The sequence below is a fragment of the Chryseobacterium sp. StRB126 genome (genome assembly GCF_000829375.1).
Classification (GTDB): domain Bacteria; phylum Bacteroidota; class Bacteroidia; order Flavobacteriales; family Weeksellaceae; genus Chryseobacterium.
Genome location: NZ_AP014624.1, coordinates 3,548,932 through 3,572,287 on the forward strand (window position 1 = coordinate 3,548,932; position 23,356 = coordinate 3,572,287).

Below are 23,356 nucleotides of genomic sequence, written 5' to 3' on the forward strand. Positions count from 1 at the left end.
AAATAATTCCAAGTTATGATGAATGACCAGAATATACTTCAGGATTCGCACAATTGGGCATCACTTCTCCTTTTGAAAAGGCAATAATATTTTCAGCAGCCAGTCTTGCCATTCCGTTTCTGGCCTCAATGGTTGCAGAACCAATATGTGGTAATACACAAACATTCGATAACTTCAGGAGGGGATTATCTGCAGACATGGGTTCCGGATTGGTTACATCAAGACCTGCACCCCAGATCTTACCTTCAGTTAACGCATTGTACAAATCCTGTTCCTGATGGAAGCCACCTCTTGCTGTATTGATAAAAATCGTATTAGTCTTCATTTTTTCAAATACATATTCATTGAAAAGATCCTTATGTTCAGGCGTAAAATTGGCATGAACACTCAGGACATCTGAATTGCTGACCAATTCATCAAAGGAAACATAAGTGGCATTCAATTCTCTTTCAGCTCCTTCATTTCGATGACGGTTGTGGTAAATGATCTCCATGTCAAAAGCTTTTTTACACTTTTCAGCCATTTGAAAACCTATTCTTCCCAATCCAAAAACACCTAATGTTTTGCCATAAAGCTCCTGTCCCAAAGCATGCAAAGGATCAAAACCACCCCAATTATCTTCTTTCACCTTCTGAAAATTATAACTGGTTCTCCTTGCTACCGATTGCATCAGTAAAAAAGCAACATCAGAAGTTGCTCTGCTCAGCACATCCGGCGTATTTCCTATAGGAATATTCCTTTGATTGGCTTCTTTAATATCCACATGATCAAACCCAACAGAATACAATGCAATGGCCTTTATATTAGGGCAAGCATCGAAAAATACTTTATCATATTTAAAATCACCACCAATGTTTATAATAACATCTGTATTTTGACAATACTTCAGCCATTCTGCATCCGTAATATTTTCATTTTCAGGAAATATAATCTGCAATCCTGCTTTCTGTAATAGATGAATTCCAATCTCTGGAATTCTTTTATTAATAAAAACTTTCATTGTTATTTTTTAGATTTAAATAAAAATGATACTGCATATTTTATTTTAATTCCTTCCTATTGATTCGTGTTCCCCAACATCGGAACAAATTTATAAGCTCCGAATTCTTCTTTCTCAAACTCCGTGGGTCCTACTTTTGTAAATCTATATAAAACCTGCTCGTCTGTTGGTCCTAATGGAATTACCATGATTCCACCTACTCTTAACTGCTTTAGCAATTCTGTAGGTAAAGTACTTGCCCCACAGGTTACAATAATTTTATCAAAAGGAGCAAACGTTGGAAGCCCTGCAAATCCATCTCCAAAACTTTGAAATTTTGGATATAAATGAAGTTCTCTCAGCTTATTTTTAGAAAAATCAAATAGATCTTTCTGTCTTTCCACCGTGTAGACATGAGCTTTCATTGCAATGAGAACGGCAGTCTGATATCCGCATCCGGTTCCGATTTCCAGTACTTTTTCACCCGCCTTCACCTGTAACAGCTCAGATTGTTCCGCAACTGTAGAAGGGTGTGAAATGGTTTGATGCGCCAGGATAGGGAAAGCCCTGTCTTCATAGGCAAAGTCTTCAAAAATACTTTCAATGAAAAGGTGTCTCGGAATTTCATTCATTGCCGAAAGTACATTTTCATCCGAAATCCCAATTCTGTATCTGAGATATTCTACTAAATTCTTTCTTTTTCCTTTATGTACAAACGAATCCTGCATATGACAAAAGTAAGAAATTAGATTTTAGATTTCAGAAATCGAGCAAAAGAATTATCCACAAAAATAAAGCTGTCAAAAAACTGACAGCTTCTATTTTAGATATTAATTCCATTTTACAACCTGTGAGGTGACATCGGTATAGGTATTATCTGCACATCTTTTTCTTACATAGAACATATAAGAAATTGTCTTATTTAAGTTAGCAAAAGCGGCATTATGCCCAGGAATAATTGGGTCTCCGTTTCCCGGAGCCGGCGGTGTACTACTAGTCCCTAAATATACTTCGTATACAGAAATACCATCACTTTCCCAGGAAACAGTAGCTGAAAAAGTAGGATCATAAACAGAAGGGGTTGATGTGGTATAATTAACATATCCTGGCTTTACACACGCGGTAGTATTTTCAGAAAGAATGGTAATAGGGCCCGCCCAATTGCTCTTTCCATCTGTTGTTCCACAGTTCTTTCTTACATATAAATCATATTTCTTACCTTTAAATAATGGAAGACTGTATGAGGTATTGCTTACTTCAGCTACAGTCCCGCTTCCTAAAGTAAAGCCTTGTTCTCCATATTGTACTTCAAAAAAACCTGTTCCCTGGCCGCTATTACTGCTCCATGAGAAAATATTATATAACGGTTTAAAACTTAAACTTGTAGGAGTCTCACACTTAGGTTGTGGGGGTGGATTATTGTGTACTTCAGTTGCAATATTGTCTCCAGAGCCTGAGCACCCTGTAGCCACTAGTCCTGCTACGGATAAGATGAAATATATTTTTTTCATAGTTGATAATTTTATAGATCGCGAATTTAATACAATTCTTTTAATTGATAAAAGCTATCCCCACCAATGCTTATCATGCAAAACTATCCAAGTAAAAAGTCATGTATTTTTATACTATACATTCACTATCTTTACAGAAATTTAATACAGCTATGTTAAAAGCAGGTTTGGTAGGTGCCGGACACTTGGGAAAAATCCATTTAAAACTTCTTAATCAGTCAGATCGATATGAGTTTGTAGGATTCCACGATAAAGATGTTGAAAACGGGAAAAAATTAGAAGCCGAATTCGGATATAAATATTTTGAAAATTTCGATGAATTGCTTGAGCAGATTGATATGCTGGACATTGTCACTCCGACAGTCTATCATTATGATTATGCATTAAAAGCTATCGCAAAAGGTCTTCATTTCTTTATTGAAAAACCGGTTACCCAAACTCTGGAACAGGCAGAAGAAATCCTTCGTTTATGCCAGGAAAAAGGAATCAAAGCACAGGTAGGACACGTTGAGAGATACAACCCGGCTTTTATTGCCACTAAGGAATACATCAGCACTCCCATGTTCATCGAAATCCATAGACTGGCAGAATTCAATCCACGTGGTACAGATGTTTCTGTGGTATTAGATCTTATGATTCATGATCTGGATATTTTATTAAGCATCGCTAAATCTAAAGTGAAGAACATTCATGCAAGTGGTGTTTGTGTTGTAAGCAAAACTCCGGATATTGCCAATGCCAGAATAGAATTTGAAAACGGATGTGTGGCCAACCTAACCACTTCCAGAATTTCAATGAAAGCCATGAGAAAGAGCAGGTTCTTCCAGAAAGACGCTTATATCTCCGTGGATTTCCTTGAGAAAAAGGCAGAAGTTATCAGAATGAAAGATGCTCCGGAAAACCCTACTCCATTTGACATGATTATTGAAAATGCTGAAGGAGAGAAAAATCAGATTCTGTTTGAATATCCAAATATTCAGCCTAACAATGCTATTCTTGATGAATTGAACTCTTTTGCTGATGCTATCACCGGTGATAAAAATGTGGAAGTTTCTCTTGAAGACGGAACTGAAGCGTTAAAAGTTGCTTTGGAAATTATGAAGCTTATCAGTCAAAAATAAAATACGCTGTTTTTATGAACAGCAATAGTAACAATGCTATCTTAATAACCACGAAAGGGTTATTAAGATAGCATTTTTTATTGATTGCAAATATCATCCCCATTATAAAATTTACCGATTTATCAATAAAAAGTTACTTTCAAAACAAAAAAACAATATATTTGAACAACAATTCAATAAACAATTGAAAAATTTCATTTTACATACGCAATGGATTCCCCGCAAAATAAGTGGTCTTACTGTAGATTCTTATTATGATGTGACCATTTTTTATCATTAAATCCTCCTTCATTATTTAAAATCAAAACAACTATGAAAAGAGCTATCCTATTATCCGCTTTATTATTGTCTCAATTTGGGACATCACAATTATTAAAAGTCTCCGGTCAAAAAATCGCTAATGATAAAGGTGAAAATATCCAATTGAAAGGTCTTGGGTTAGGCGGATGGATGTTGCAGGAGGGTTATATGCTAAAAACTGCTGATTTTGCAGGTCCTCAATATAGAATTAAGGAAAAAATAGCTGAATTGATTGGGGAAAACGGAATGCAGGAGTTTTATAAAGCCTATTTAAAGAATGGAGTCACCAAGCAGGATATTGATTTTCTAGCAAAAGCAGGATTCAATTCTATCAGGCTTCCAATGCATTACAATCTCTACACACTTCCCATAGAAAAAGAGCCTGCACAAGGCAAAGATACCTGGCTGGAAGAGGGTTTTAAAATGACAGATGACCTACTCCAATGGTGTAAAGACAATAAGATCTATCTCATTCTTGATCTTCATGCCGCTCCCGGCGGACAGGGAAATGATGCCAACATCTCTGATAATGATAAATCCAAACCTTCTCTTTGGGCAAGTGAAGAGAATCAAAGAAAAACAGTGGCACTTTGGAAAAAACTGGCAGACCGTTATAAAAACGAACCATGGATAGGTGGCTATGATATCATCAATGAGCCTAATATCAATTTCACCGGGAAAAATCCAAATGGTACAGACGAAATGTCAAACGCTCCTCTCTGGAAATTACAGAAAGACATTACTACAGCGATCCGAGAAGTAGATCAAAAACATATTATTTTTATTGAAGGAAATGGCTGGGGGAATAATTATAATGGTTTGATACCGATCTGGGACAACAACATGGCCTTTAGCTTCCATAAATATTGGAATGATAATGATGATAAAACCATACAATTTGCTTTAGATTTAAGGGCAAAACACAATATGCCGATCTGGCTTGGAGAAACCGGTGAAAACTCTAATGTCTGGTTCACAGAACTGATTCAGTTAATGGATAAACATAATATCGGATATGCTTTCTGGCCCATGAAAAAGATTGATAATATTGCCGGAATCACCAACGCAAAAACAACTCCTGAATATGAAAAACTATTGAGCTATTGGAAAAATGGGGGTAAAAAGCCTTCAAAGGAATATGCTAAAAAAGCATTGATGCAAATTGCTGACAATTATAAATTCAGCAACGTGGAGATTAAAAAAGACGTTATTGATGCCATGTTCAGACAAGTGTCAGACACTTCTACAAAACCATTTAAGAATCATCAGGCTCCAGGAAGAGTATTTGCATCGGAGTATGATTTGGGAAGAATGGGTTCTGCTTATCTGGATAAAGATTTTATTAATCTTTGGGTAAGCGATCCTGCTAAAAGATCAGAATGGAATTCCGGCCAGCAGATGAGAAATGATGGCGTGGATATCTTTACCTGTAATGACACAATAGCCAATCATTATTATGTTGGAAAAACCGAAGCTGGGGAATGGCTACAATATACCGTTAATTCCAAAACAGGTAAAAATTATGTGTTTGACATCAGGTATTCAAGCACCACCCCTTCAAAAATAAGACTGGAAGATTCTTCAGGGAAACTATTAGCCAATATTTCATTGCAGACTACTGGTAAAAATGAAAACTGGGCAACTGTTTCTGCGAAAGATATACCGCTCCAGAAAGGAGAAAACAAAATCAGAATCATCTTTGAAAATGATGGCGTAAATCTGAATTATTTTGAAATAAAATAACAAGAATTGCCTTAAATTGCAGGAGGCTGTCTCAAAAGACAGTCTCTTTTTTATTGCAATTTTTTGTGAGGGACTTAGTTTTGTATTTTAATTATTTAGGATTTAGTTTTTTGATGAGTTGTGGATGTATTTTTTTTAAAAAAGAGCAGATTTTACCCTGCAAGCGCTAATTTTCTTAGATTGTGAGCAATAGCAACCAGGCCGATTTCTATTTCGACTTTATTTTGTCCTCTAAGCATAAATCTTTTAAATCCTTTGTTATGTTTGATCTGAGCAAAAACAGGTTCTACATCGTGGCATCTTTGTTTTCTAAGCTTTACTCCACGTTTGGTATTAAGAAGCTTATGAGCCTTATGCCGGAGCTTTGAAAGTTTTGGATTAGAAGGTGAAGAAGTTATGGTTTTAGTTTTCTGGTCTTTATCAAAGTAATTATACTTGATATAGGCTTTGACTTTTCTCTTTTGAAGAAAAATATAATTCTCTTCTGATCCATATCCTGCATCAGTCACTATCTCCTTGGGAGTTTTACGATAAAGATGTTCAAAATTATCAATATGAGGGAGCAGTGTTTTAGTGTCCCCAGGATTAGGATGCAGCGTATAGTTAAGGATAAACTGATTCTCGGTACTGAGCTGAAGATTGTAAGCGGCTTTAAGCTGTCCGTTACCCATATGATCCTCTTTCATACGCATGAAAGAAGCATCAGAATCTGTTTTTGAATAGCTGTTCCTGCCCCGGAGAATTTCCTGCTGTTTCTCATATTTTTCAAGGTTATCCGGCCAGTTTTTTTTTGCATAATTAATCTTCTGACGGACTTTAGGACAGATTTTCTTCTTTCTCAAAGTAGAGTCTATCGTTTCTATAGCAGATTTTATTTTTTCTTTATCCATAGACTTAAAGGTTACCTCAGAAGTATCTTTCATTTCTTCCCCAGCTATTTCCTGAGTGTAATTCCACAAATCTTCAAGCTGGGACTCTATACGTTCTTTATTCTTTTTGATCGCCTTTCCCCATACAAATGTATAACGATTGGCATTGGCTTCTATTTTGGTACCATCGGTAAAAATAGTCTGAAGGCTTACCAGCCCTTCTTTCTCTAAATACACTACAATTTGTGCGAAGATCTCTTTGAGTTCTCCTTTTAATCTTTCACTTCTAAAACGGTTCAAAGTATTATGATCAGGACGATTCATGGCACTGAGCCACATAAAATGAACATTTTCTTTGAGAGCCTGTTCCAGCTTTCTGCTAGAATAAATATTACACAAATAGCCATACACCAATACTTTCAAAAGCATTTTCGGGTGATACACCGATGTGCCCCCTGGTTTATAATTACGGATTAAATTACTGATATCCAGACCGTCTATAACTTCTGAAACAATTCGTACAGGATGATTAGCTTCTATTAACTCCGATAAATTCGGAGGAAATAGAAAATTTTGCTTGGGATTGTAATCTTTAAAGACTACCTTTGAATTACTTAACACACAGCAAATTAATCAATTTGCAAATATTAGGAAAGCAAAAGCTTTCCTTTTTTTATCCACACAAAAAAGACTGCCTCACTTTTGAGACAGCCTCTTCTTTTTAACCTGTCTTTATGAAAAAAATAACCACAATTTTCCTTTTAATATCGGCATTTGCATCAGCACAAAAATCTTCATTGGAACAAAAAATAAATTCCATTACAAAAGGTAAACAAGCTACAGTGGGAGTTTCTGTTCTGGGATTCGAAAATAATTTTAAATACAACCAAAACGGAGATAAAAAACTGGCTATGATGAGTGTTTTTAAATTTCATATTGCCTGCGCTGCACTGGATCTTGTAGACAAGGGAAAACTTTCATTAGATCAAAAAGTTTTTATTAAAAAATCTGAACTTTACAATACCTGGTCTCCATTCAAGAAAAACCATCCTGAAGGAAATATCGAGATCCCTTTAAGTGAGGTTATAGATTACACAGTAGCATTAAGTGACAATAATCTTTGTGACATTTTGATAGAACTTTTGGGAGGAACACAGGCTGTACAGAAATTTATGGATTCTAAAGGGGTAAAAGACTTTCAGATTAAATATAGTGAACGTGGGATGGCCCTTAACGGATGGGATTCTCTGTATGAAAATTATACCACTACCCATTCTACCATACAGCTTTTGAAGCAGTTCTATGACGGCAAACTACTTTCAGAAAAATCTACAGATTATCTGATGAAGATTATGCTGGGAACTAAAACCGGAACCAATAAAATTGTTGAACAATTACCTAAAGGGACTCCTGCAGCCCATAAAACGGGATCTTCCAGTATAAAAGACAACGTTCTTACGATCGCCGAAAACGATATGGGAATCATCACTCTTCCGAATGGAAAACATTACGCTATTGCTGTTTATGTAAGCAATTCTAAGGAATCAGAAGCTGAAAACTGCAAGATAATTTCAAATATTTCCAAAGCGGTCTGGGATAATTTTAATAAATAAAATATTAAGCTTAATTTTAGCGCGGAGAATCGGATAGATTCTCTGAATTCGTCATTATGAAAAAGATACTATTAGCAGCTGCTTTATTTTGCTCCACATTCTTCTTTTCTCAGAAGAATCAAAACTATTTAAAGATCAGCTATACCAGTGTATGCTGCGGTCCGGCTTCTGAAAAACCTTCCATCACCTATCTGAAAGAATTCAAAAGAAAAAATCAGATAAGAAGTCTGGAAATCCTGATGCAAAAAGGATTGGGCAGAGAAGGTGAATTTGAATTATATGTTGGAACTGATTTTCTGACAATCAACCAAAGAAAACGTCTTGTACGCGGACTTACGGCTTCAGTTTCCAATCAGAATAATAACAAAAAGTCGCAAAACATCGGAAATATAAATTTTGATCCAGCGGATATCGCTCATCAGGAGGATCTTATGAATGCAAAAAATTTAACTATCTATAAAAAATAAAGGAAAAATGATCAAAAACATTGTAGTTATCGGCGCAGGAACCATGGGAAATGGTATTGCACATACTTTCGCACAAAGCGGTTTTAAAGTAAATCTTGTGGATGTATCTCAGGATGCTTTAGACAGAGGACTGAAAACCATTACTACTAACCTTGACAGAATCATTGCAAAGGGAAACCTTACAGAAGAGCAAAAAGCTGAAACTTTAGGGAACATCACTACTTTCACAGCACTTAATGAGGCAGTAGGAACAGCTGATCTTATCGTAGAAGCAGCTACTGAAAATCTTGATCTTAAATTAAAGATTTTCGGTCAGATGGATGAATTAGCTCCCGCAGACTGTATCCTTGCAACCAATACATCTTCTATTTCTATCACGAAAATTGCTGCGGCTACCAAAAGAGCAGACAAAGTGATCGGGATGCACTTTATGAACCCGGTTCCTATCATGAAACTGGTAGAAATCATCAAAGGATATTCTACTTCTAAAGAGACTTTCAGTGCTATTTATGAAATGAGTAAGACATTAGGAAAAGTTCCGGTAGAAGTGAACGATTATCCAGGTTTCGTTGCTAACAGAATCTTAATGCCAATGATTAATGAATCTATCGAAACTCTTTATAACGGTGTTGCGGGCGTAGAGGAAATTGATACGGTAATGAAATTAGGAATGGCTCATCCAATGGGACCGCTTCAATTGGCAGACTTTATTGGTCTTGATGTATGCCTTGCCATCCTGAACGTTATGTATGACGGATTCAAAAATCCTAAATATGCACCAAATCCATTGCTTGTAAACATGGTAATGGCTGGAAAACTGGGTGTAAAATCCGGAGAAGGATTCTATGATTATTCTGAAAGCAAAAAAGCTGAAAAAGTTTCAAAAATGTTTTTAAAATAGTTTCTCAAATGATGAGTTGTACGTTATAAGTTATAAATTTGGGGTCTCAATCTCTGATTATAATAAATAACAACAGCTTTGATGAGAATTAAAGAAAAAAATATTCAAATATTATTGGTCATCATTACTTTAGTGATGACCATTTTTCGTTTTTTACTGAATGAAAAAGGAAGAATAAATCCGGATTCTATCCGCTTTATGAGATTCGCACATGGATTGCCTTTTATTGATAATACAACCACTCCCTTAGGATACCCTGCCGCTATAAAATTTTTTACTTACTTTGGTTTTGATGAATTCTGGAGCAGTAAGCTAATTGGCATTCTTGGCTGTCTGTTTATTATTTTATTCGCCGGGAAAAAGAGATTCTATTTCAGAGAGTCCATTGTGGTATGCAGTTTATTCAGTATTGTTTCCATTTTTTCCTTTACCATGAGTGAGGCTCTTATTTTACCTTTTGTATTCCTTTTTCTGTATACTTCAACTCTTATTATTGACAGAAAATTAGAAGGTCTGAAAGCTGTTTTCTACCTTTCTTTATCTTTAATTATACTCTACAATATAAGATATAGTGCACTCTTTATTATTGGAGGCACAGGGTTATACGGACTTATTTTCTGGAAAAGAAAGTATGGGCCTTCATTCATCATTTCAGCAGCCATAGGAATGGTTTTCGTTATTTTGTATAAGTTTTTATTCATCGATTATTTTAATAAGGACTATGTAAAAGACTTTTTAGAAATGGGGCTTCATACCACTCCAGAATTATTGGTAGAATTATTCCAGGGGTTGTGTACTTCATTTAATCCTTTTATTCACATGGCCAATCCTACAGGAGGTATTATCAACTATGGAATTTACGGAATCGGTCTTTTGAATATCCTTCTCATGATTTTCCTTTTTCTTAAACAAAAGCTTTCGGATACTGAATTCTTTTATATTTTCATCGGAGTGTCAGGAATCGTCTGTTCTTATTTTATACAGTATTTCTATTCTCTAACGCCTATAGATTATAGATTAATAGTTGCATTCAGCTTTCCTTTATGGCTGGTTTATTTTAAAAAGCTGTTTGAAATTTTCGATACCAAAGTCTATATCATTAGTGTTTTAAGCTTAATGTCCGGAATGCTGTTCACATGGCTTTCAAAAGGAAATTATCTTGAAAACAGAAAAATGATTACCCAATTTTTACAATCGGAAAATTTAGATAAAGTTCCTCTAAAGTTTTTTATTATTGAGGAAAAGGATTTGGAAAAAGTACAAGTAGCTGAGCTAATCAGCACTGTAAATCCTCAGATAACCATCACAATCAATCCCCAGGATACGATACAAAAAACAACATTAACCCGCTATAAAGTTTTACAAAAAGTTAAGATCGACAAGAATAAATATCAATAATTTTATTATCTTTGATTCAAAGTTAAAACATTAAAAAAATGAAATTACCAAAGTTTTTATTAGCAGATAATTCGGAATTTCCAGAAGATCTATTCGTAGTTCATACAGAATATCCAAGATTTATCCTAAACGTTGAGGAAGAGGAAGTTGAGTGGTTAGATGATCTTGAAGGAGATGATGAAGAAACTATGGCAGATGAAGCTACAAAAGTAGTGGAGGCAGCTTTCAAATGGTGCGATGAAGAGTTGGCTAAGTACGACGAAGAAGAGGAAGATTAATAACAATCTAAATCATAAAAAAGGAACTCAAATTGAGTTCCTTTTCTTTTTTTATTCTGATTTATTGAATTTCAACAATAAAAGATTGTCTTTATAAAGCTCCAGGGTAGTTCCTGAAATTACATATTTGTTAGCTTTTCCCATCATATCCATAAAGTTCTGCTCTACTCCGATATTGTTGCACATCATCTTTGTAGAACCCATCTGACCGGCAGAAAAACCTCCTGTAGAAGGATCTATGGTAGCCGTTCCGAAGTAATTGTTGCATCCTGCATTTCCATTAATTTTTTCTCCTTCAATATTTAAGGTTGGAATTTTGCCTTTTACGTTATCAGCCAGAGTCCATTTTGTATTGGCAAGAGCCGGCTGAGCTTTTCCTACTTTAGAAGCAGAAGGGCTTGTCATGGTACCACATGATGCCAATACTGCTGCTGCACATATACTTAAAAAAAGATTTTTCATTTTTTACTATTTGAATTAACCCAAATTTACGGATTTTATATTATTTAAACGGGCTGTGGTTCATTTTATTATTCTTTAACACATTATATTTTGGATCTATCCTGCCAAAGAATATAATACATCTTGCAGCTCCGAAAGGGATGCCTATTCTCCTCTATTACCATTCTAAAATAGAACATCCAATGGATAAAAATAATTAATAAAAATTAACAATAAACAAATACAAATACATAATTTAGAAGATTATTTACGTAAACATAAATTAATAATAAATTTAACACTAATTTAGTTCTAATATCAATATTTAACAACAATTTTATTGTATCAAGATTAAACATTAAACCTTAAAAAAATTGAAAAGATTTTAATTTTAAACAGTATGAAAAAAAACTTCTACACCGCCATGTTTCTGGTATCCTTTAATTTAGCTTTTTCCCAAGTAGGTATTAATACTTCTAATCCTAAGGCAAGCCTTGACATCAATGCTAAAACTACTGATGGCAGCCAGCCTGAAGGAATTATAGCTCCCCGACTCACAGGAGATCAGATTAAAGCAGGAGATACCAGCTACGGAACAGACCAGAAAGGAGCGCTTATCTATGCAACATCCGCTGTGACAGTCTCGAGCACAAAGACGGCTAATATCACAGCAGAAGGCTATTATTTTTTTGATGGAAATATCTGGCAAAAGGTAGGCAGCAATGCCCTCATAACCGCAGCAAACGGACTTTCTTTAAACGGTACTCAAGCAGAATTAGGAGGAAGCCTTAACAGAAACACAAGTATATTGCAGGGTAATTTTCCTCTTACCTTTACAACCTCCGCCACTAACGGTTTCTCTGTTAACAACACTACATTATCCGTAGATGGTGCTAACAACAGAGTAGGCATAGGAACCACTACTCCCTCTGTTCCTCTGGAAATTAATAATGGAACCACAGCAGGGGCCTTAAAAATAACTGATGGAACTCAGGGATTGGGTAAAGTGCTTACGAGTGACCCAGCAGGTGTGGCAACGTGGTCTAATACTGTTGTAACAGCTTTCGCCAATGCCTGGACTCCCGCCTCCGGAACCCTTGTAAATCCTTTCACTGGCCCAGCAGGAGGCCCGTATAACACTGGACTGAGTGTGATTATTCCGGCCAAGGGATGGTACTTTTTCCGTTGTGGTATAGCCATTAATTCAGAATGTAATGATTATTTCTTCTACATTAATGGTATTGGGGATGTATGGAGGAGCTATTGCGGATCTAATACCGCGGCCTTTATGTTTCCAAGAGATCAAAACCGAGTCCTTTATTTTGCCAATCCGGGAACTTATACTGTAGTTGCCGGGAAAACTAATTTAGTAGTTCCTACAACCTTCAATGGAGGAAACCCTACTTTTTATCTGGATTTTGTAAAATTTCAAAATTAAAAAATAAAAGAGGCTGTCTCAAAAGACAGCCTCTTTTTAAATTGTTATATCTTTATTATGATCTTAACTCTGCATTGAATTCTTTCTGAAAAGATTTAATTAAGGAATCCATTACTTCTGCAATTTCCTTTTCTTCCAGTGTTTTTTCTTCGTTTAACAGCTCGAAGCTCATTGCATAAGACTTCTTACCTTCAGGAAGATTTTTCCCTTCGTATACATCAAATAGGTTGATGCTCTTAATGAATGGAGATTTGTTTTTCTTTGCTGTCTGATATAACTCCTGATAGTTAATATTCTTATCAATCAATAAAGCTAAATCTCTTCTGATCTTGTTGAATTTCGGAATGTCTTTAAACTTCAATTCGTTTTTAGAACGTAATTCCTGAGCCAATTCAAGTTCAATTTCAGCATAGAAGCAATCCTGATCGATGTCAAAGTCTTTCAACAATGCTGGAGCTACTTTTCCGATTCTTACCAAGACTTTACCATCTGCTTCATACGCTAATGCATCAGAGAATCTTTCGTCAGTTAAAGCTACTTCTTTATAGTTTACTGCTAATCTTTCCAATAAAACTTTTACATAAGCTTTAAGGTTGTAGAAGCTTACTGCAGATTTAGGCTGTAACCAGTTTTCAGCAACATCTCTTCCTGAAACGATAATAGCTAACTGTTTCCTTTCTTCGTATTTATCTTTTTTGTGATAGATCTTTCCTAATTCAAAGAATTTGATATCCTCGTTCTTTCTGTTGATATTGTAAACGGTATTCTGAAGAAGTCCTTCCAATAAAGACTTTCTCATGAATGCAAGATCACCACTTAAAGGATTCAACAGTTTTACAGCATCTGTTTCATCTTTTACAGAAGTTAGTGAGTTGTTCATTACTTCATGGAAACCAAGGTTCTGTAAAGCTCTCGCCCAGTTGTTCTCCAATTCATCCTGATCGTTCGCACTTAGTTTAACCGGTGTAAACGAAATCTTTTGAGGAGCGTCAATCTTGTTGTATCCATAGATTCTTAAAATCTCTTCAATAACGTCAATTTCTCTTGTTACGTCTGCTCTGTAAGCAGGAACAGAAATTTCAAAACCGTTAGGAATTTCATTTAAAACCTGAATTTCCAATGCCTTCAGAATCTCTTTTACTTTTTCTCTGTGAATTTTTGTTCCTAAAATCTGTTCAATTTTAGAGAATCTTAAAATCACATAGTTATCTTCTATTTTCTTAGGATATTCTTCTAAAAGCTCCCCTATCAATTTTCCTTCAGCAATTTCCTGAATCATTTTAATAGCGTGAGTAATCGCTGTTCTGGTAAGGTTAGGGTCTACCCCTCTTTCAAATCTGAAAGAAGCATCTGTATTTAAACTGTGAACTTTTGCTCCTTTTCTTACCGCTACCGGATTAAAGTAAGCACTTTCAAGGAATATTGTTTTTGTAGTTTCAGACACTCCTGAATTTTCGCCACCGAAAACTCCGGCAATACACATTGGTGTATCCTTACCGTCTTTAATCATGATCTCAGTACCGTTCAGGGTTCTTTCTACACCATCCAGCGTAGTGAATTTGGTTCCCGGTTTTACAACTCCAACTTTCACTTTTTTATCTGCAATTTTATCTGCATCAAATGCGTGAAGCGGCTGTCCGTATCCGTGAAGAATATAGTTGGTAATATCTACAATATTGTTAATCGGGTTTAGTCCGATTGCTTTTAATCTGTCTTTTAACCAGCTTGGAGATTCTGCAACTTTTACATCTTCAATCACCGCACCGATATATCTTGGACAAAGCTCTGCATCTTCAATTTCAAGTTTGAAATCGTGAGAACCTTCGTTATTTAAAGCTTCTGAGGCTACTTTGTTAAACTGAGATTTCTGCTGATTGGTAGAAAGGAATGCATGCAGATCTCTTGCAACCCCATAGTGAGACATTGCATCTGTTCTGTTTGGCGTTAACCCTATTTCAATCACCTCATCATTTGTCAATTCAAAATAGTCTGCAAAGTTCTTCCCTACTTCATATTTGGTTTCATCTAAAACCATTATTCCACCATGATCTTCACTAAGACCTAATTCATCTTCTGCACAGATCATTCCCTGAGAAACTTCACCTCTGATTTTTGCTTCTTTAATTTCAAAAAAGTTTCCGGTTTTATCATAGATTTTTGTTCCGACAACTGCTACAGGCACAGTTTGTCCTGCTTCTACATTGGGAGCACCACAAACGATGTTCAATATCTTCCCGTTTCCAACGTCTACTGTTGTCTTCTTCAGCTTATCAGCATTCGGATGTTTTTCGCAGGTTAACACTTTACCTACAACAATTCCTTCCAGACTGCCTTTTACACTTTCGAATTTATCTATCCCTTCAACCTCAAGACCTATGTCTGTAAGGAACTCACCGATTCTTTCAGTTTTCAATTCCGTTTTTACAAAGTCTTTCAGCCAGTTGTTTGATATTTTCATTTGTTTATCTATCTACTTGTTTAATTCGTCAAACGAAACGAGAGGCTTCATTTGCTCTATTTTTGAAACTTTTATTTGAAATTCCGTCCAATGATTGACTCGGTTTTTCGCGGTACAAATGTCGTGTTTTTTTGAGAAATACAGAAATTTCAGAGCGATTTTAAGAGAATTAATTTTCTTTTTTTTCTCTTCGGAAGGTTGGATAAATCAATCTCCACCGTGCTTCTTCATAAAATTCGAGTAAGCCATTTAAAATACCTGAGCAGATGGTTTCAAAACCTTCTTCAGATTATCGGAGAATAAAACAAGCCCGCCAGCCATCATAATGATATCTTTTACCACAAGACGCCCTACTCCTGAAAGATAAGGAAACCCATATTGAGGTGTCGGATAATCACCACCAAGGTTAGGAACGTATACTTCAGGAGTGGTCACCAGAAAAGATAAAGTAACTAATGACATGAGAGCCGTTAAAACGCCTCCCACTGCTCCAATTTTAGGAAACCAAATTCCCAGTAAAACCAGAATCCCTATCACAAAAATCATCGTACCCAATCCGTAAGAAAAGACATAGGTTCCGTTTTCTGTGTGCCAGTCAATGTTTTTCTTACTATGTCTCGTCCTGAAAAAAGTTGACTATAAAATCATAAAAACAGTCACTCTTATGGATTCAAAAAAAATAGCATTCCCTGTACAGGAATACAGCGAGGCTTTCAAAAGACAGGTTGTCTCCGAATATGAACGGGGATTATTTACGAAATCACAATTACAGACACGATACAATATTCGTGGTAATTCATGTATTTCCAGCTGGTTAATAAAATATGGTAACTTTACTTACGAAACAAAACTAAGTAAAGGTAGACCCATGAAAGATCCACAGCAACAAAAGATTAAAGAACTTGAGGCAGCTTTGTTAAAAAAGGAAGAAGAGCTTAAGGTATTTAGGAAGTTTATAGAAATAGCAGAGCGTGAGCTAAAGATTGAGATTGTAAAAAAGTCTGGTTCCAATCAATCCAGGAAATAAGGCCGTATACGCATCTTTCACTGGAAGATATCTGCCGATTGTTTGGACACAGTAAACAAGCTTATTACAAAAGAAGAAAACAATCTGATTCTACAAATAATCAAGAAAGGATTATAGAATTGGTGTTATCAATTCGTAAAAAGATGCCTAAAATAGGGACTCGAAAACTTTACTTCTTACTTAAGGATGATTTTGAAAAAGAGAAACTTCATATAGGAAGAGATCGCTTGTTTAAGATTTTAAGATCAAATTATCTTTTAATCCCCAGAAGACACAGCTACTTTAAAACAACGAATTCCAGACATTGGATGAGGAAGTACCCCAATATTATCAAAGAAAAAGAGTTGGAATGTTCAGAGAAAGTCTGGGTTGCAGACATTACCTATCTGAAAACCAAAGAGAGGAATTATTATCTTCATTTGATTACCGATGCCTATTCAAAGAAAATTGTAGGACATGAATTGAGTGATAATTTACAGACAAGCTCTACGTTGAAAGCATTAAAACAGGCTATAAAGAATCGAGTCTACAAACATCCCCTAATTCATCATTCAGACAGAGGCCTGCAGTATTGTAGTAAAGAATACACTGAAATGCTGAAGAATAATGACATTCTCATCAGTATGACAGAGAACTCAGACCCTTATGAAAATGCTGTAGCCGAAAGAGTCAATGGTATTCTGAAATATGAATTTGGATTGATCGATACCTTTGAAGACTTTAAAAATCTCTCACAACAGCTTGATCAATCAATCTATTATTACAATAATTTAAGACCTCATTTTTCTTTGAATTATAATATTCCAAGCCAAGTGCACATGAAAAATAATGTGAAATTAAAAACCTATAAAAAACAAAATCAGAATAGGAAAATTCCTACTCTGATTTAAGTATATTTGAAATATTAAACTAGTCAACCTTTTTCAGGACTAGTCACTAACTTTTCCTTCCGGATTTTTATACAATGTATACTCTGAAACCAGCTTTTGATCTTCATTCAACACTTTATTTTCTGCATTTTTATAGAAAATGTTCATGAATGGGCTATTAGCAACAAAAGGAACTATTCCGTCAGCTTCATATTGAAAGGCTTTAAGGCCGCCAATCCAAGCCATAACCACAAATATTGATATTCTCAGAAAATTAAAGAAACAGACGTCTAATTTTAATAGCTGGTTGTATAATCTACCGTTTTGCATATGATTTACTTTTTTAACAAAGGTATTCACATACCTACAGCCCGAACATAGATATTTCAGGATATTACATGGACATTTTTGCCACTACGGAAATGCCTACTTTTTCCCGGAATTGTTTCGGAGAACAGCCAACGGATTTTTTGAAATACCTGCTGAAATAGAATTCGTCATCAAACCCCAATTCTGAAGCAACCTCTTTGACAGAACGATACGTTAAATGAAGCCATTTTTTAGCTTCAAGAATGATTCTCTCATTCATTAACTGACTCGGTGTTTTACCAAATTCTTTTTTGACCAGTTTACTTAAAGTATTATTGGTAACATTGAGTTTATCACTATAAAACAAAAGCTCTTTTTCTTTTTTAAAGTTGCTTTCCAACAATTTTTGAAATTCCACTGCGTTTTTGTTGGGCAGTTTTTCATTGATGGCCTGGTTATTTTCAATCCCGCTTTTCCGCTTGCTGCAGATGGCAAGAATCAGCTGGATGTAAGTTTTAATGATAGATTGTGAAAACTGATGATTTTCTATTTCTTCTTTTTTTATATGATTAAAAAGTTCCAAAATGTATTCATAATTCTCTTTTGAAAGTTCTATACCAGGATTCAGATAGATATTATTGAAAAGAAGTCCATTGCAAGCAACTTCATTCTTATGGTATTCAATACAATAATAATCTCCGTGAAAAAGAAGAACGTCTATACTTTCTACTGAATCGGAAAATAATTTCAGTTTCTGATAAGGTGAAAGGAACAGAATATTATGGCCACTATAAGAATAATTGATTCCATCTACGGAAAATACTCCTACCCCCTTCCATATCATCACAATATAGTTTTCAGTAGTAAATTCTGAAATAAAATCTGATGACTTGTAAGATTGTATTTTCACTTCCATAATTTAGAGTTATAATCTACGATACTATTTTACTTACATTTTGAATTGTTTTTTAACGCAGCGTACGCTAAGATTTTACAATTATATAATTATTTTTTAAAGAACGCAAAGGCGTTTCACTCAGCAAGGAATGACTGTTTACTTTCTACATCTTAATTAGGTTATAACTCACTGCCTCTGCTGAATGAAATGCCCTTGCGAACAAAAACATGCAGTTTTATGATGTCTCTTCTTGCGATCTTAGCGTTTAAATTATAATGCAGGAAAATTTGAAAATATATTGAACCATTAATGTTTCTAAGAAGATAAGAAAGGTTAAGGAAATAGCTAAGCTATTGATTAAGCAACATCCTAAATTCATCTTTGATGAAGCTTAACTTACCTCAAAGTCTTTACTTTTCTTAATGGTTTAAATTCTCGGATTGGAAACAAAAAAAGCCGGATTACTCCAGCTTTTTTAGTATTTGTTTTTAATATTACAATCCGATTACCGGCATTGATAACATTAAGATATTTTCGTTTTCTTCAAGACCATCAAGCGGTTCAATAATTCCCGGTCTGTTTGGCTGAGACATTTTCATGGTGATATCATCAGAACCTAAGATCGTTAACATCTCTGTTAAGAATTTAGAGCTGAATCCGATATTGATATCTTCTCCGTTATAATCACAAGGGATTTGCATATCTGCTTTGTTTGCATATTCCGTATCTTCTGCATGAAGGTGAAGAATATTTCCTGAAAGCTTGAATCTTACCTGATTGGTAGATTTGTTAGACATGATAGATGCTCTCTTGATTGCTCCTAATAAAAGGTTTCTGTTGATGGTTAATACATTCGGGTTTTCTTTAGGGATTACCGCTGTATAGTTTGGATATTTACCGTCAATCAGTCTACAGATCCAGATATGTTTCCCAAAAGTAAATTTAGCCATATTCTCATTGAAGTCGATTTTCACGTCTTCATTGGAACTTGCCAGAATATTTTTGAAGATATTCAAAGGTTTTTTAGGCATGATAAACTCCATTGGCTCAGCATTCATCAGGTCTGCTCTTTTGTAAACAACAAGCCTGTGAGAGTCTGTAGAAACGAAATTGGTTTCGTTTTCTCCAAACTGGAATAATACTCCTGTCATTACCGGACGAAGTGAATCGTTGCTGGTGGCAAATAATGTATTGGTTAAAGCTTCAGACAAAACTCCAGCCGGCATTACGACACTTTGAGAAGCATCGAATTCCGGTAATTCAGGATAGTCATCAGCATTATCTAATGCTACTGCGAAATTATCTTTTTCATCTAAAATCTCAAGCTGGCTTCCAGTTCCTTCTGCATTGTCCTTTACAACAAATGTTAAAGGCTGTTCTCCATATGTCTTGATAAAATCTTGAAAAATTTTAGCAGGAACAGCAAATTTACCTGAGTCATCAGACTTTACTTCCAGAGAAGTTACAAGAGTTGTCTCGCCGTCAGATGCTGTAATGGTAACATTATTTCCGTCTAATTCAAAAAGATAGTTTTCTAAAATCGGTCTCGATTGAGAGCTTGATATTACGCCACTTACAGTTTGCAACGCCTTCTGCAGTTCACCACTTGAAATAATAAATTTCATAGATTTATAAAATAAGTTTCTACAAATATAATAAATACATATAACAAAGAAAAGAATAATCCTGACGAGTTTTTAACAAAGATCGTCAATGGGGTTTCAGACCCGATATTACGTTCTGGTTTCCATCACAGTATATTTTTGCATCAAAATATTGACAGCCGAATATATTCTAATCTTACTATTTCAAATATAACAGATTAGCCGCAACAATCAAAATACAAAAGCTATCTTTGTTGAAAAAAATAAAAGAAGCATGCAAAAACCTCCTCTCCATAAAAGTTTCCTGAATGCTTTCCGGGGTGTTTTTGTTATGATAAAAACAGAAAGAAACTTCCAGATTGAACTCCTTGCTTTCTTTATTAACCTCTTCCTTATTTTCTATTTAAAGCTTACCTCTATTGATGCAGCCCTTATTCTTATAGCTTCTGCAACTGTTTTAAGCGCTGAAATTTTCAATACAGCCATCGAAAAGATATGTGACATCATCCAACCTGATTTTGATAAAAGAATTGGCTTTATTAAGGATATTGCAGCTGGTGCAGTTGTACTTATAGCCATTTCCTCTGTGATTATTGGGATTCTTGTATATTGGAAGTATCTTTTTTAGCAGAAACAACAAGCATCAAAATTAAAATTATGTTCAGGTTCATTTAAGAAATTTCATTAAGTTCGTCAAAAATTCATTTATGAAAAAGATTTTGGCCGGAATGTTAGCATTAGGAACCTTTTCCTCGTGCAGTCTTGAAGACAATACCCCAACAGAGAATAATAACAATATCTACAATACTAATATTCTTGGAGTATGGAAGATCCAGACCGAATATCAGGTTTCAGGAAATAATATAGAGATTATTATCAACGAAAGTGTTCCTGATAACTGTAAGAAAAAAAGCACTTATGAATTTAAAAATGATGGAAAGTATTATGTAAACGATTACAACAGTATAAGTTCTGGTTGTTTACAATCGGAAGCTACATTACCCTATCTGTATAGTTCTGCCCAAATGAAGCTTACTATTAACAATAACGAAGCCGAAGTTCTTGAACTGAACCTCCACAAGCTAGTTGTTCTCACTCCTGCCTACTATGATTATAATGGTGACAGTATCAATGATTACGTAAAAACTGTTTTTTATAAATAATCATTACACCTAAAATATTAAAAGCCTGACATCTTTACAATGTGCAGGCTTTTTTATTGCAAAAAAGGATATGAGTTTTTATTGTAGGTTCTGCTTATTTCACAGCAATCAAGATATCAACTTCTGCATCAGAAGGATTTTGGGCTTTTTCTCCATACATTTCAAAATCAGCGGTGAAAGTTCTTCCTAAATCCATATTCCAGATTTTAAACCATTCATTGATGACCAAACCTTCTGCAAGGTTTCCTTTTGCTGTAAACTTTACATAATCTCCGCCATCAAAAGACTTCCCGACCATTCCCTCAGGAATGTTATCAAGACTGTCTACTTTACATCCCAATAAGGTAGTATAGGGCTTTGTATGATCCTTTTCATAATCTGTATAGATAGAATAAACAGTATTGTCTATTTTGTTTGGGATATTTTCATGTACATTCTCTTTCATAAACTTCTCCCATAATACCGGAATATCCTTTGCTGCCTGTTCATTTTCATTGGTTGTTCTTACTGCGATTCCGATTACTTTAAAAGGTTCAATTTTCACGTTATTCATTTCTTGATTTTTTATTGTAGGCCAAAGATAGAGAGGAGTTGTGACAACTGTTTGTCAGGAGGGACTTTTTTGATGAATGATGATTGATAGATGATAATTGAGGGTATAAATTATCAATTGATTTTTATATTTTGGCTAAAGCTGATGGAATGGGGCTAAAATATAAAACGGACTAAAGCACGTTTCTATTGATGTTGATATTGATATATTTAGATTTACTTATGTTATTTTTAAATAATTATGAAATACACATATGTTTTAGACTTCCGAAGATGCTCCTATATAGATGAATCCTTTATTACCGGATTTAAAAACGGTTTCTATTCTTTTGTAGTCATCTACTTCATATTCGTCTGCCTGAAGGATTTCCGAATCTGTTACTTCAAATAAAATTCCTTCTATTTCATCATTCGCATTTCCGGAGAACTCCAAAACGGGATGATATTTCTGACCACTCTTCCTCAGAACTTCCGGGTCTTTAATTTCAAGCATATTGAGTTTGTATCCTAATAAAAAGTCTTTTTCTCCCCGTAAAATACGTCCGAATGTTTCGAGTTGAACCTGTTCTTTCTGTAAGGTTCCGTAAGAAAATAAATAAGGCATTATAAATATTTTTCAATGATTGGAATTGCAATTTCAGCCATCATTCCATAGCCTTTTTCGTTAGGATGAACCCCGTCGGCAGAAAGCAGAACTTCTTTATCGTCTAACAATGCGGAATGAAAATCGATATACTTCAGAGAGTGATCTGCTGCAACACTCTTAAGAATATCATTATAAACAATTACGTCTTCATTTGATCTTAATTTTCCTGAGCTCACCACTACTCCATCTATATTTTTAGCAATAGGAAGAATACTGACCAAATAAATATCTTTAGAAAATTCTTGGGCATTCTGAATTGCTGTAATGATATTATATTTAAATTGTTCAGGATTCACTATCTGTACTCCCTCTTTGATAGCAAGATCGTTGGCTCCGTAACTTATGAAAACCAGATTTCCATCCGCGGAATTTCTTGCGCTTAATTCAGTAGGCATCCGTTTCAATAAGCCTTCTGTTGTTTCACCACCGATTCCTAAATTGAATAAAATCAGTTCATCACCATTTCCTTCATGGAATCTTTGCAGGGCATACCTCTTTAAAATATCTACCCAGCCTCCAAAAACGCCGTCATATTCTCCATATGTTATACTGTCCCCAAAGAACAGGCCATACACTATTTTCTTCATTCAATTAATTCTTTTGTTTATTGACTTCAATCGTTACTAATATCCAAATTAAAATATTTTTCAAAGTAAGATAAAATCTGCTGAATCTGGCTAATATGCAAGGAATTTTTAATATAAAATTATATTGATAGGATTTTGAACCATTAAGATTTTTTAAGTGATTAAGAAGAGCTAAGAAAACAGC

Annotated in this window: 22 protein-coding genes and 2 pseudogenes; 11 read left to right on the top strand and 13 right to left on the bottom strand. The window is 34.9% G+C overall.

Annotation, left to right across the window (positions count from 1 at the left end; genetic code table 11):
• Window positions 1–13 precede the first annotated feature (13 nt).
• The 3 genes from CHSO_RS16160 to CHSO_RS16170 form a co-directional block, all read right to left on the bottom strand.
• On the bottom strand, window positions 14–1,000 hold the full coding sequence (locus CHSO_RS16160) for a 2-hydroxyacid dehydrogenase (RefSeq protein WP_045498157.1): 987 nt from the start codon (window positions 998–1,000) through the stop codon (window positions 14–16).
• A gap of 56 nt (window positions 1,001–1,056) precedes the next feature.
• Window positions 1,057–1,707, bottom strand: a complete 651-nt coding sequence (locus CHSO_RS16165; protein WP_045498159.1) for a protein-L-isoaspartate(D-aspartate) O-methyltransferase — start codon at window positions 1,705–1,707, stop codon at window positions 1,057–1,059.
• Between the two features lie 102 nt (window positions 1,708–1,809).
• Window positions 1,810–2,490, bottom strand: a complete 681-nt coding sequence (locus CHSO_RS16170; RefSeq protein ID WP_045498161.1) for a hypothetical protein — start codon at window positions 2,488–2,490, stop codon at window positions 1,810–1,812.
• A 152-nt stretch (window positions 2,491–2,642) separates the two neighbouring features.
• Between CHSO_RS16170 and CHSO_RS16175 the strand changes: the two genes are divergently transcribed.
• Together CHSO_RS16175 and CHSO_RS16180 are read left to right on the top strand one after the other, a co-directional pair.
• On the top strand, window positions 2,643–3,611 hold the full coding sequence (locus CHSO_RS16175; RefSeq protein ID WP_045498163.1) for a Gfo/Idh/MocA family protein: 969 nt from the start codon (window positions 2,643–2,645) through the stop codon (window positions 3,609–3,611).
• 312 nt (window positions 3,612–3,923) lie between these two features.
• Window positions 3,924–5,654, top strand: coding sequence for a cellulase family glycosylhydrolase (locus CHSO_RS16180; protein ID WP_045498165.1), 1,731 nt, complete (start codon window positions 3,924–3,926; stop codon window positions 5,652–5,654).
• A 152-nt stretch (window positions 5,655–5,806) separates the two neighbouring features.
• Here the strand turns inward: CHSO_RS16180 and CHSO_RS16185 are convergent, their stop codons facing one another.
• Complete coding sequence (locus CHSO_RS16185; protein ID WP_045494754.1) at window positions 5,807–7,144, bottom strand: IS1182 family transposase; 1,338 nt, start codon at window positions 7,142–7,144, stop codon at window positions 5,807–5,809.
• A 113-nt stretch (window positions 7,145–7,257) separates the two neighbouring features.
• On the opposite strand from CHSO_RS16185, the gene bla-A reads away from it, so the two are divergent.
• From bla-A to CHSO_RS16210, 5 genes are all read left to right on the top strand, one after another.
• Window positions 7,258–8,136 carry a CGA/CIA family class A beta-lactamase gene (bla-A, locus tag CHSO_RS16190; protein ID WP_045498167.1) on the top strand — a complete coding sequence of 293 codons (879 nt, stop codon included), beginning with the start codon at window positions 7,258–7,260 and terminating at the stop codon, window positions 8,134–8,136.
• Window positions 8,137–8,192: 56 nt separating this feature from the next.
• Window positions 8,193–8,603, top strand: coding sequence for a hypothetical protein (locus CHSO_RS16195; RefSeq protein ID WP_045498168.1), 411 nt, complete (start codon window positions 8,193–8,195; stop codon window positions 8,601–8,603).
• Between the two features lie 10 nt (window positions 8,604–8,613).
• Entirely contained in the window at window positions 8,614–9,504 is an 891-nt protein-coding gene (locus tag CHSO_RS16200; protein WP_171817698.1) for a 3-hydroxybutyryl-CoA dehydrogenase, read from the top strand.
• A gap of 81 nt (window positions 9,505–9,585) precedes the next feature.
• The gene (locus CHSO_RS16205; protein WP_045498171.1) at window positions 9,586–10,902 is read left to right on the top strand and encodes a hypothetical protein; all 1,317 of its coding nucleotides are present in this window, start codon (window positions 9,586–9,588) and stop codon (window positions 10,900–10,902) included.
• 38 nt (window positions 10,903–10,940) lie between these two features.
• Window positions 10,941–11,180, top strand: coding sequence for a hypothetical protein (locus CHSO_RS16210; RefSeq protein WP_002977986.1), 240 nt, complete (start codon window positions 10,941–10,943; stop codon window positions 11,178–11,180).
• Between the two features lie 51 nt (window positions 11,181–11,231).
• Here the strand turns inward: CHSO_RS16210 and CHSO_RS16215 are convergent, their stop codons facing one another.
• Window positions 11,232–11,642 (bottom strand): META domain-containing protein, encoded by a 411-nt coding sequence (locus tag CHSO_RS16215; RefSeq protein ID WP_045498172.1) that lies wholly within the window; start codon window positions 11,640–11,642, stop codon window positions 11,232–11,234.
• Window positions 11,643–12,021: 379 nt separating this feature from the next.
• Between CHSO_RS16215 and CHSO_RS16220 the strand changes: the two genes are divergently transcribed.
• Entirely contained in the window at window positions 12,022–13,059 is a 1,038-nt protein-coding gene (locus CHSO_RS16220) for a hypothetical protein (RefSeq protein WP_052480618.1), read from the top strand.
• A gap of 55 nt (window positions 13,060–13,114) precedes the next feature.
• Here the strand turns inward: CHSO_RS16220 and pheT are convergent, their stop codons facing one another.
• Window positions 13,115–15,517 (bottom strand): phenylalanine--tRNA ligase subunit beta, encoded by a 2,403-nt coding sequence (gene pheT, locus CHSO_RS16225; protein WP_045498174.1) that lies wholly within the window; start codon window positions 15,515–15,517, stop codon window positions 13,115–13,117.
• Window positions 15,518–15,766: 249 nt separating this feature from the next.
• Window positions 15,767–16,126, bottom strand: a pseudogene (locus CHSO_RS16230) (DUF417 family protein); the annotation flags it as partial.
• 55 nt (window positions 16,127–16,181) lie between these two features.
• Here CHSO_RS16230 and CHSO_RS16240 point away from each other — a divergent pair.
• Window positions 16,182–17,434, top strand: a protein-coding gene (locus CHSO_RS16240) for an IS3 family transposase (RefSeq protein WP_144428915.1) whose coding sequence is annotated in 2 segments (ribosomal slippage) — window positions 16,182–16,509 and window positions 16,509–17,434 — 1,254 coding nt in all. Because the reading frame shifts where the segments join, the coding sequence is not laid out codon by codon here.
• 48 nt (window positions 17,435–17,482) lie between these two features.
• Here CHSO_RS16240 and CHSO_RS16245 read toward each other — a convergent pair.
• The 3 genes and pseudogenes from CHSO_RS16245 to dnaN form a co-directional block, all read right to left on the bottom strand.
• A pseudogene (locus CHSO_RS16245) lies at window positions 17,483–17,743 on the bottom strand (DUF417 family protein); the annotation flags it as partial.
• Window positions 17,744–17,807: 64 nt separating this feature from the next.
• On the bottom strand, window positions 17,808–18,638 hold the full coding sequence (locus CHSO_RS16250; protein WP_045498176.1) for an AraC family transcriptional regulator: 831 nt from the start codon (window positions 18,636–18,638) through the stop codon (window positions 17,808–17,810).
• A gap of 476 nt (window positions 18,639–19,114) precedes the next feature.
• Window positions 19,115–20,245: a DNA polymerase III subunit beta gene (gene dnaN, locus CHSO_RS16255; RefSeq protein WP_045498178.1), complete on the bottom strand. Its 1,131-nt coding sequence runs from the start codon at window positions 20,243–20,245 to the stop codon at window positions 19,115–19,117.
• A 253-nt stretch (window positions 20,246–20,498) separates the two neighbouring features.
• On the opposite strand from dnaN, the gene CHSO_RS16260 reads away from it, so the two are divergent.
• Both CHSO_RS16260 and CHSO_RS16265 read left to right on the top strand, forming a co-directional pair.
• On the top strand, window positions 20,499–20,852 hold the full coding sequence (locus CHSO_RS16260) for a diacylglycerol kinase family protein (protein ID WP_045498180.1): 354 nt from the start codon (window positions 20,499–20,501) through the stop codon (window positions 20,850–20,852).
• 79 nt (window positions 20,853–20,931) lie between these two features.
• Window positions 20,932–21,387: a lipocalin family protein gene (locus CHSO_RS16265; RefSeq protein ID WP_045498182.1), complete on the top strand. Its 456-nt coding sequence runs from the start codon at window positions 20,932–20,934 to the stop codon at window positions 21,385–21,387.
• A 94-nt stretch (window positions 21,388–21,481) separates the two neighbouring features.
• Here CHSO_RS16265 and CHSO_RS16270 read toward each other — a convergent pair whose 3' ends face one another.
• From CHSO_RS16270 to CHSO_RS16280, 3 genes are all read right to left on the bottom strand, one after another.
• Window positions 21,482–21,940, bottom strand: coding sequence for a GyrI-like domain-containing protein (locus CHSO_RS16270; RefSeq protein WP_045498184.1), 459 nt, complete (start codon window positions 21,938–21,940; stop codon window positions 21,482–21,484).
• 258 nt (window positions 21,941–22,198) lie between these two features.
• A complete protein-coding gene (locus CHSO_RS16275) occupies window positions 22,199–22,543 on the bottom strand; it encodes a gamma-glutamylcyclotransferase family protein (protein ID WP_045498186.1) in 345 nt (114 codons plus the stop codon).
• Entirely contained in the window at window positions 22,543–23,172 is a 630-nt protein-coding gene (locus CHSO_RS16280) for an SGNH/GDSL hydrolase family protein (RefSeq protein ID WP_084221004.1), read from the bottom strand. The genes CHSO_RS16275 and CHSO_RS16280 overlap by 1 nt, the downstream gene beginning before the upstream one ends.
• Window positions 23,173–23,356: the final 184 nt, after the last annotated feature.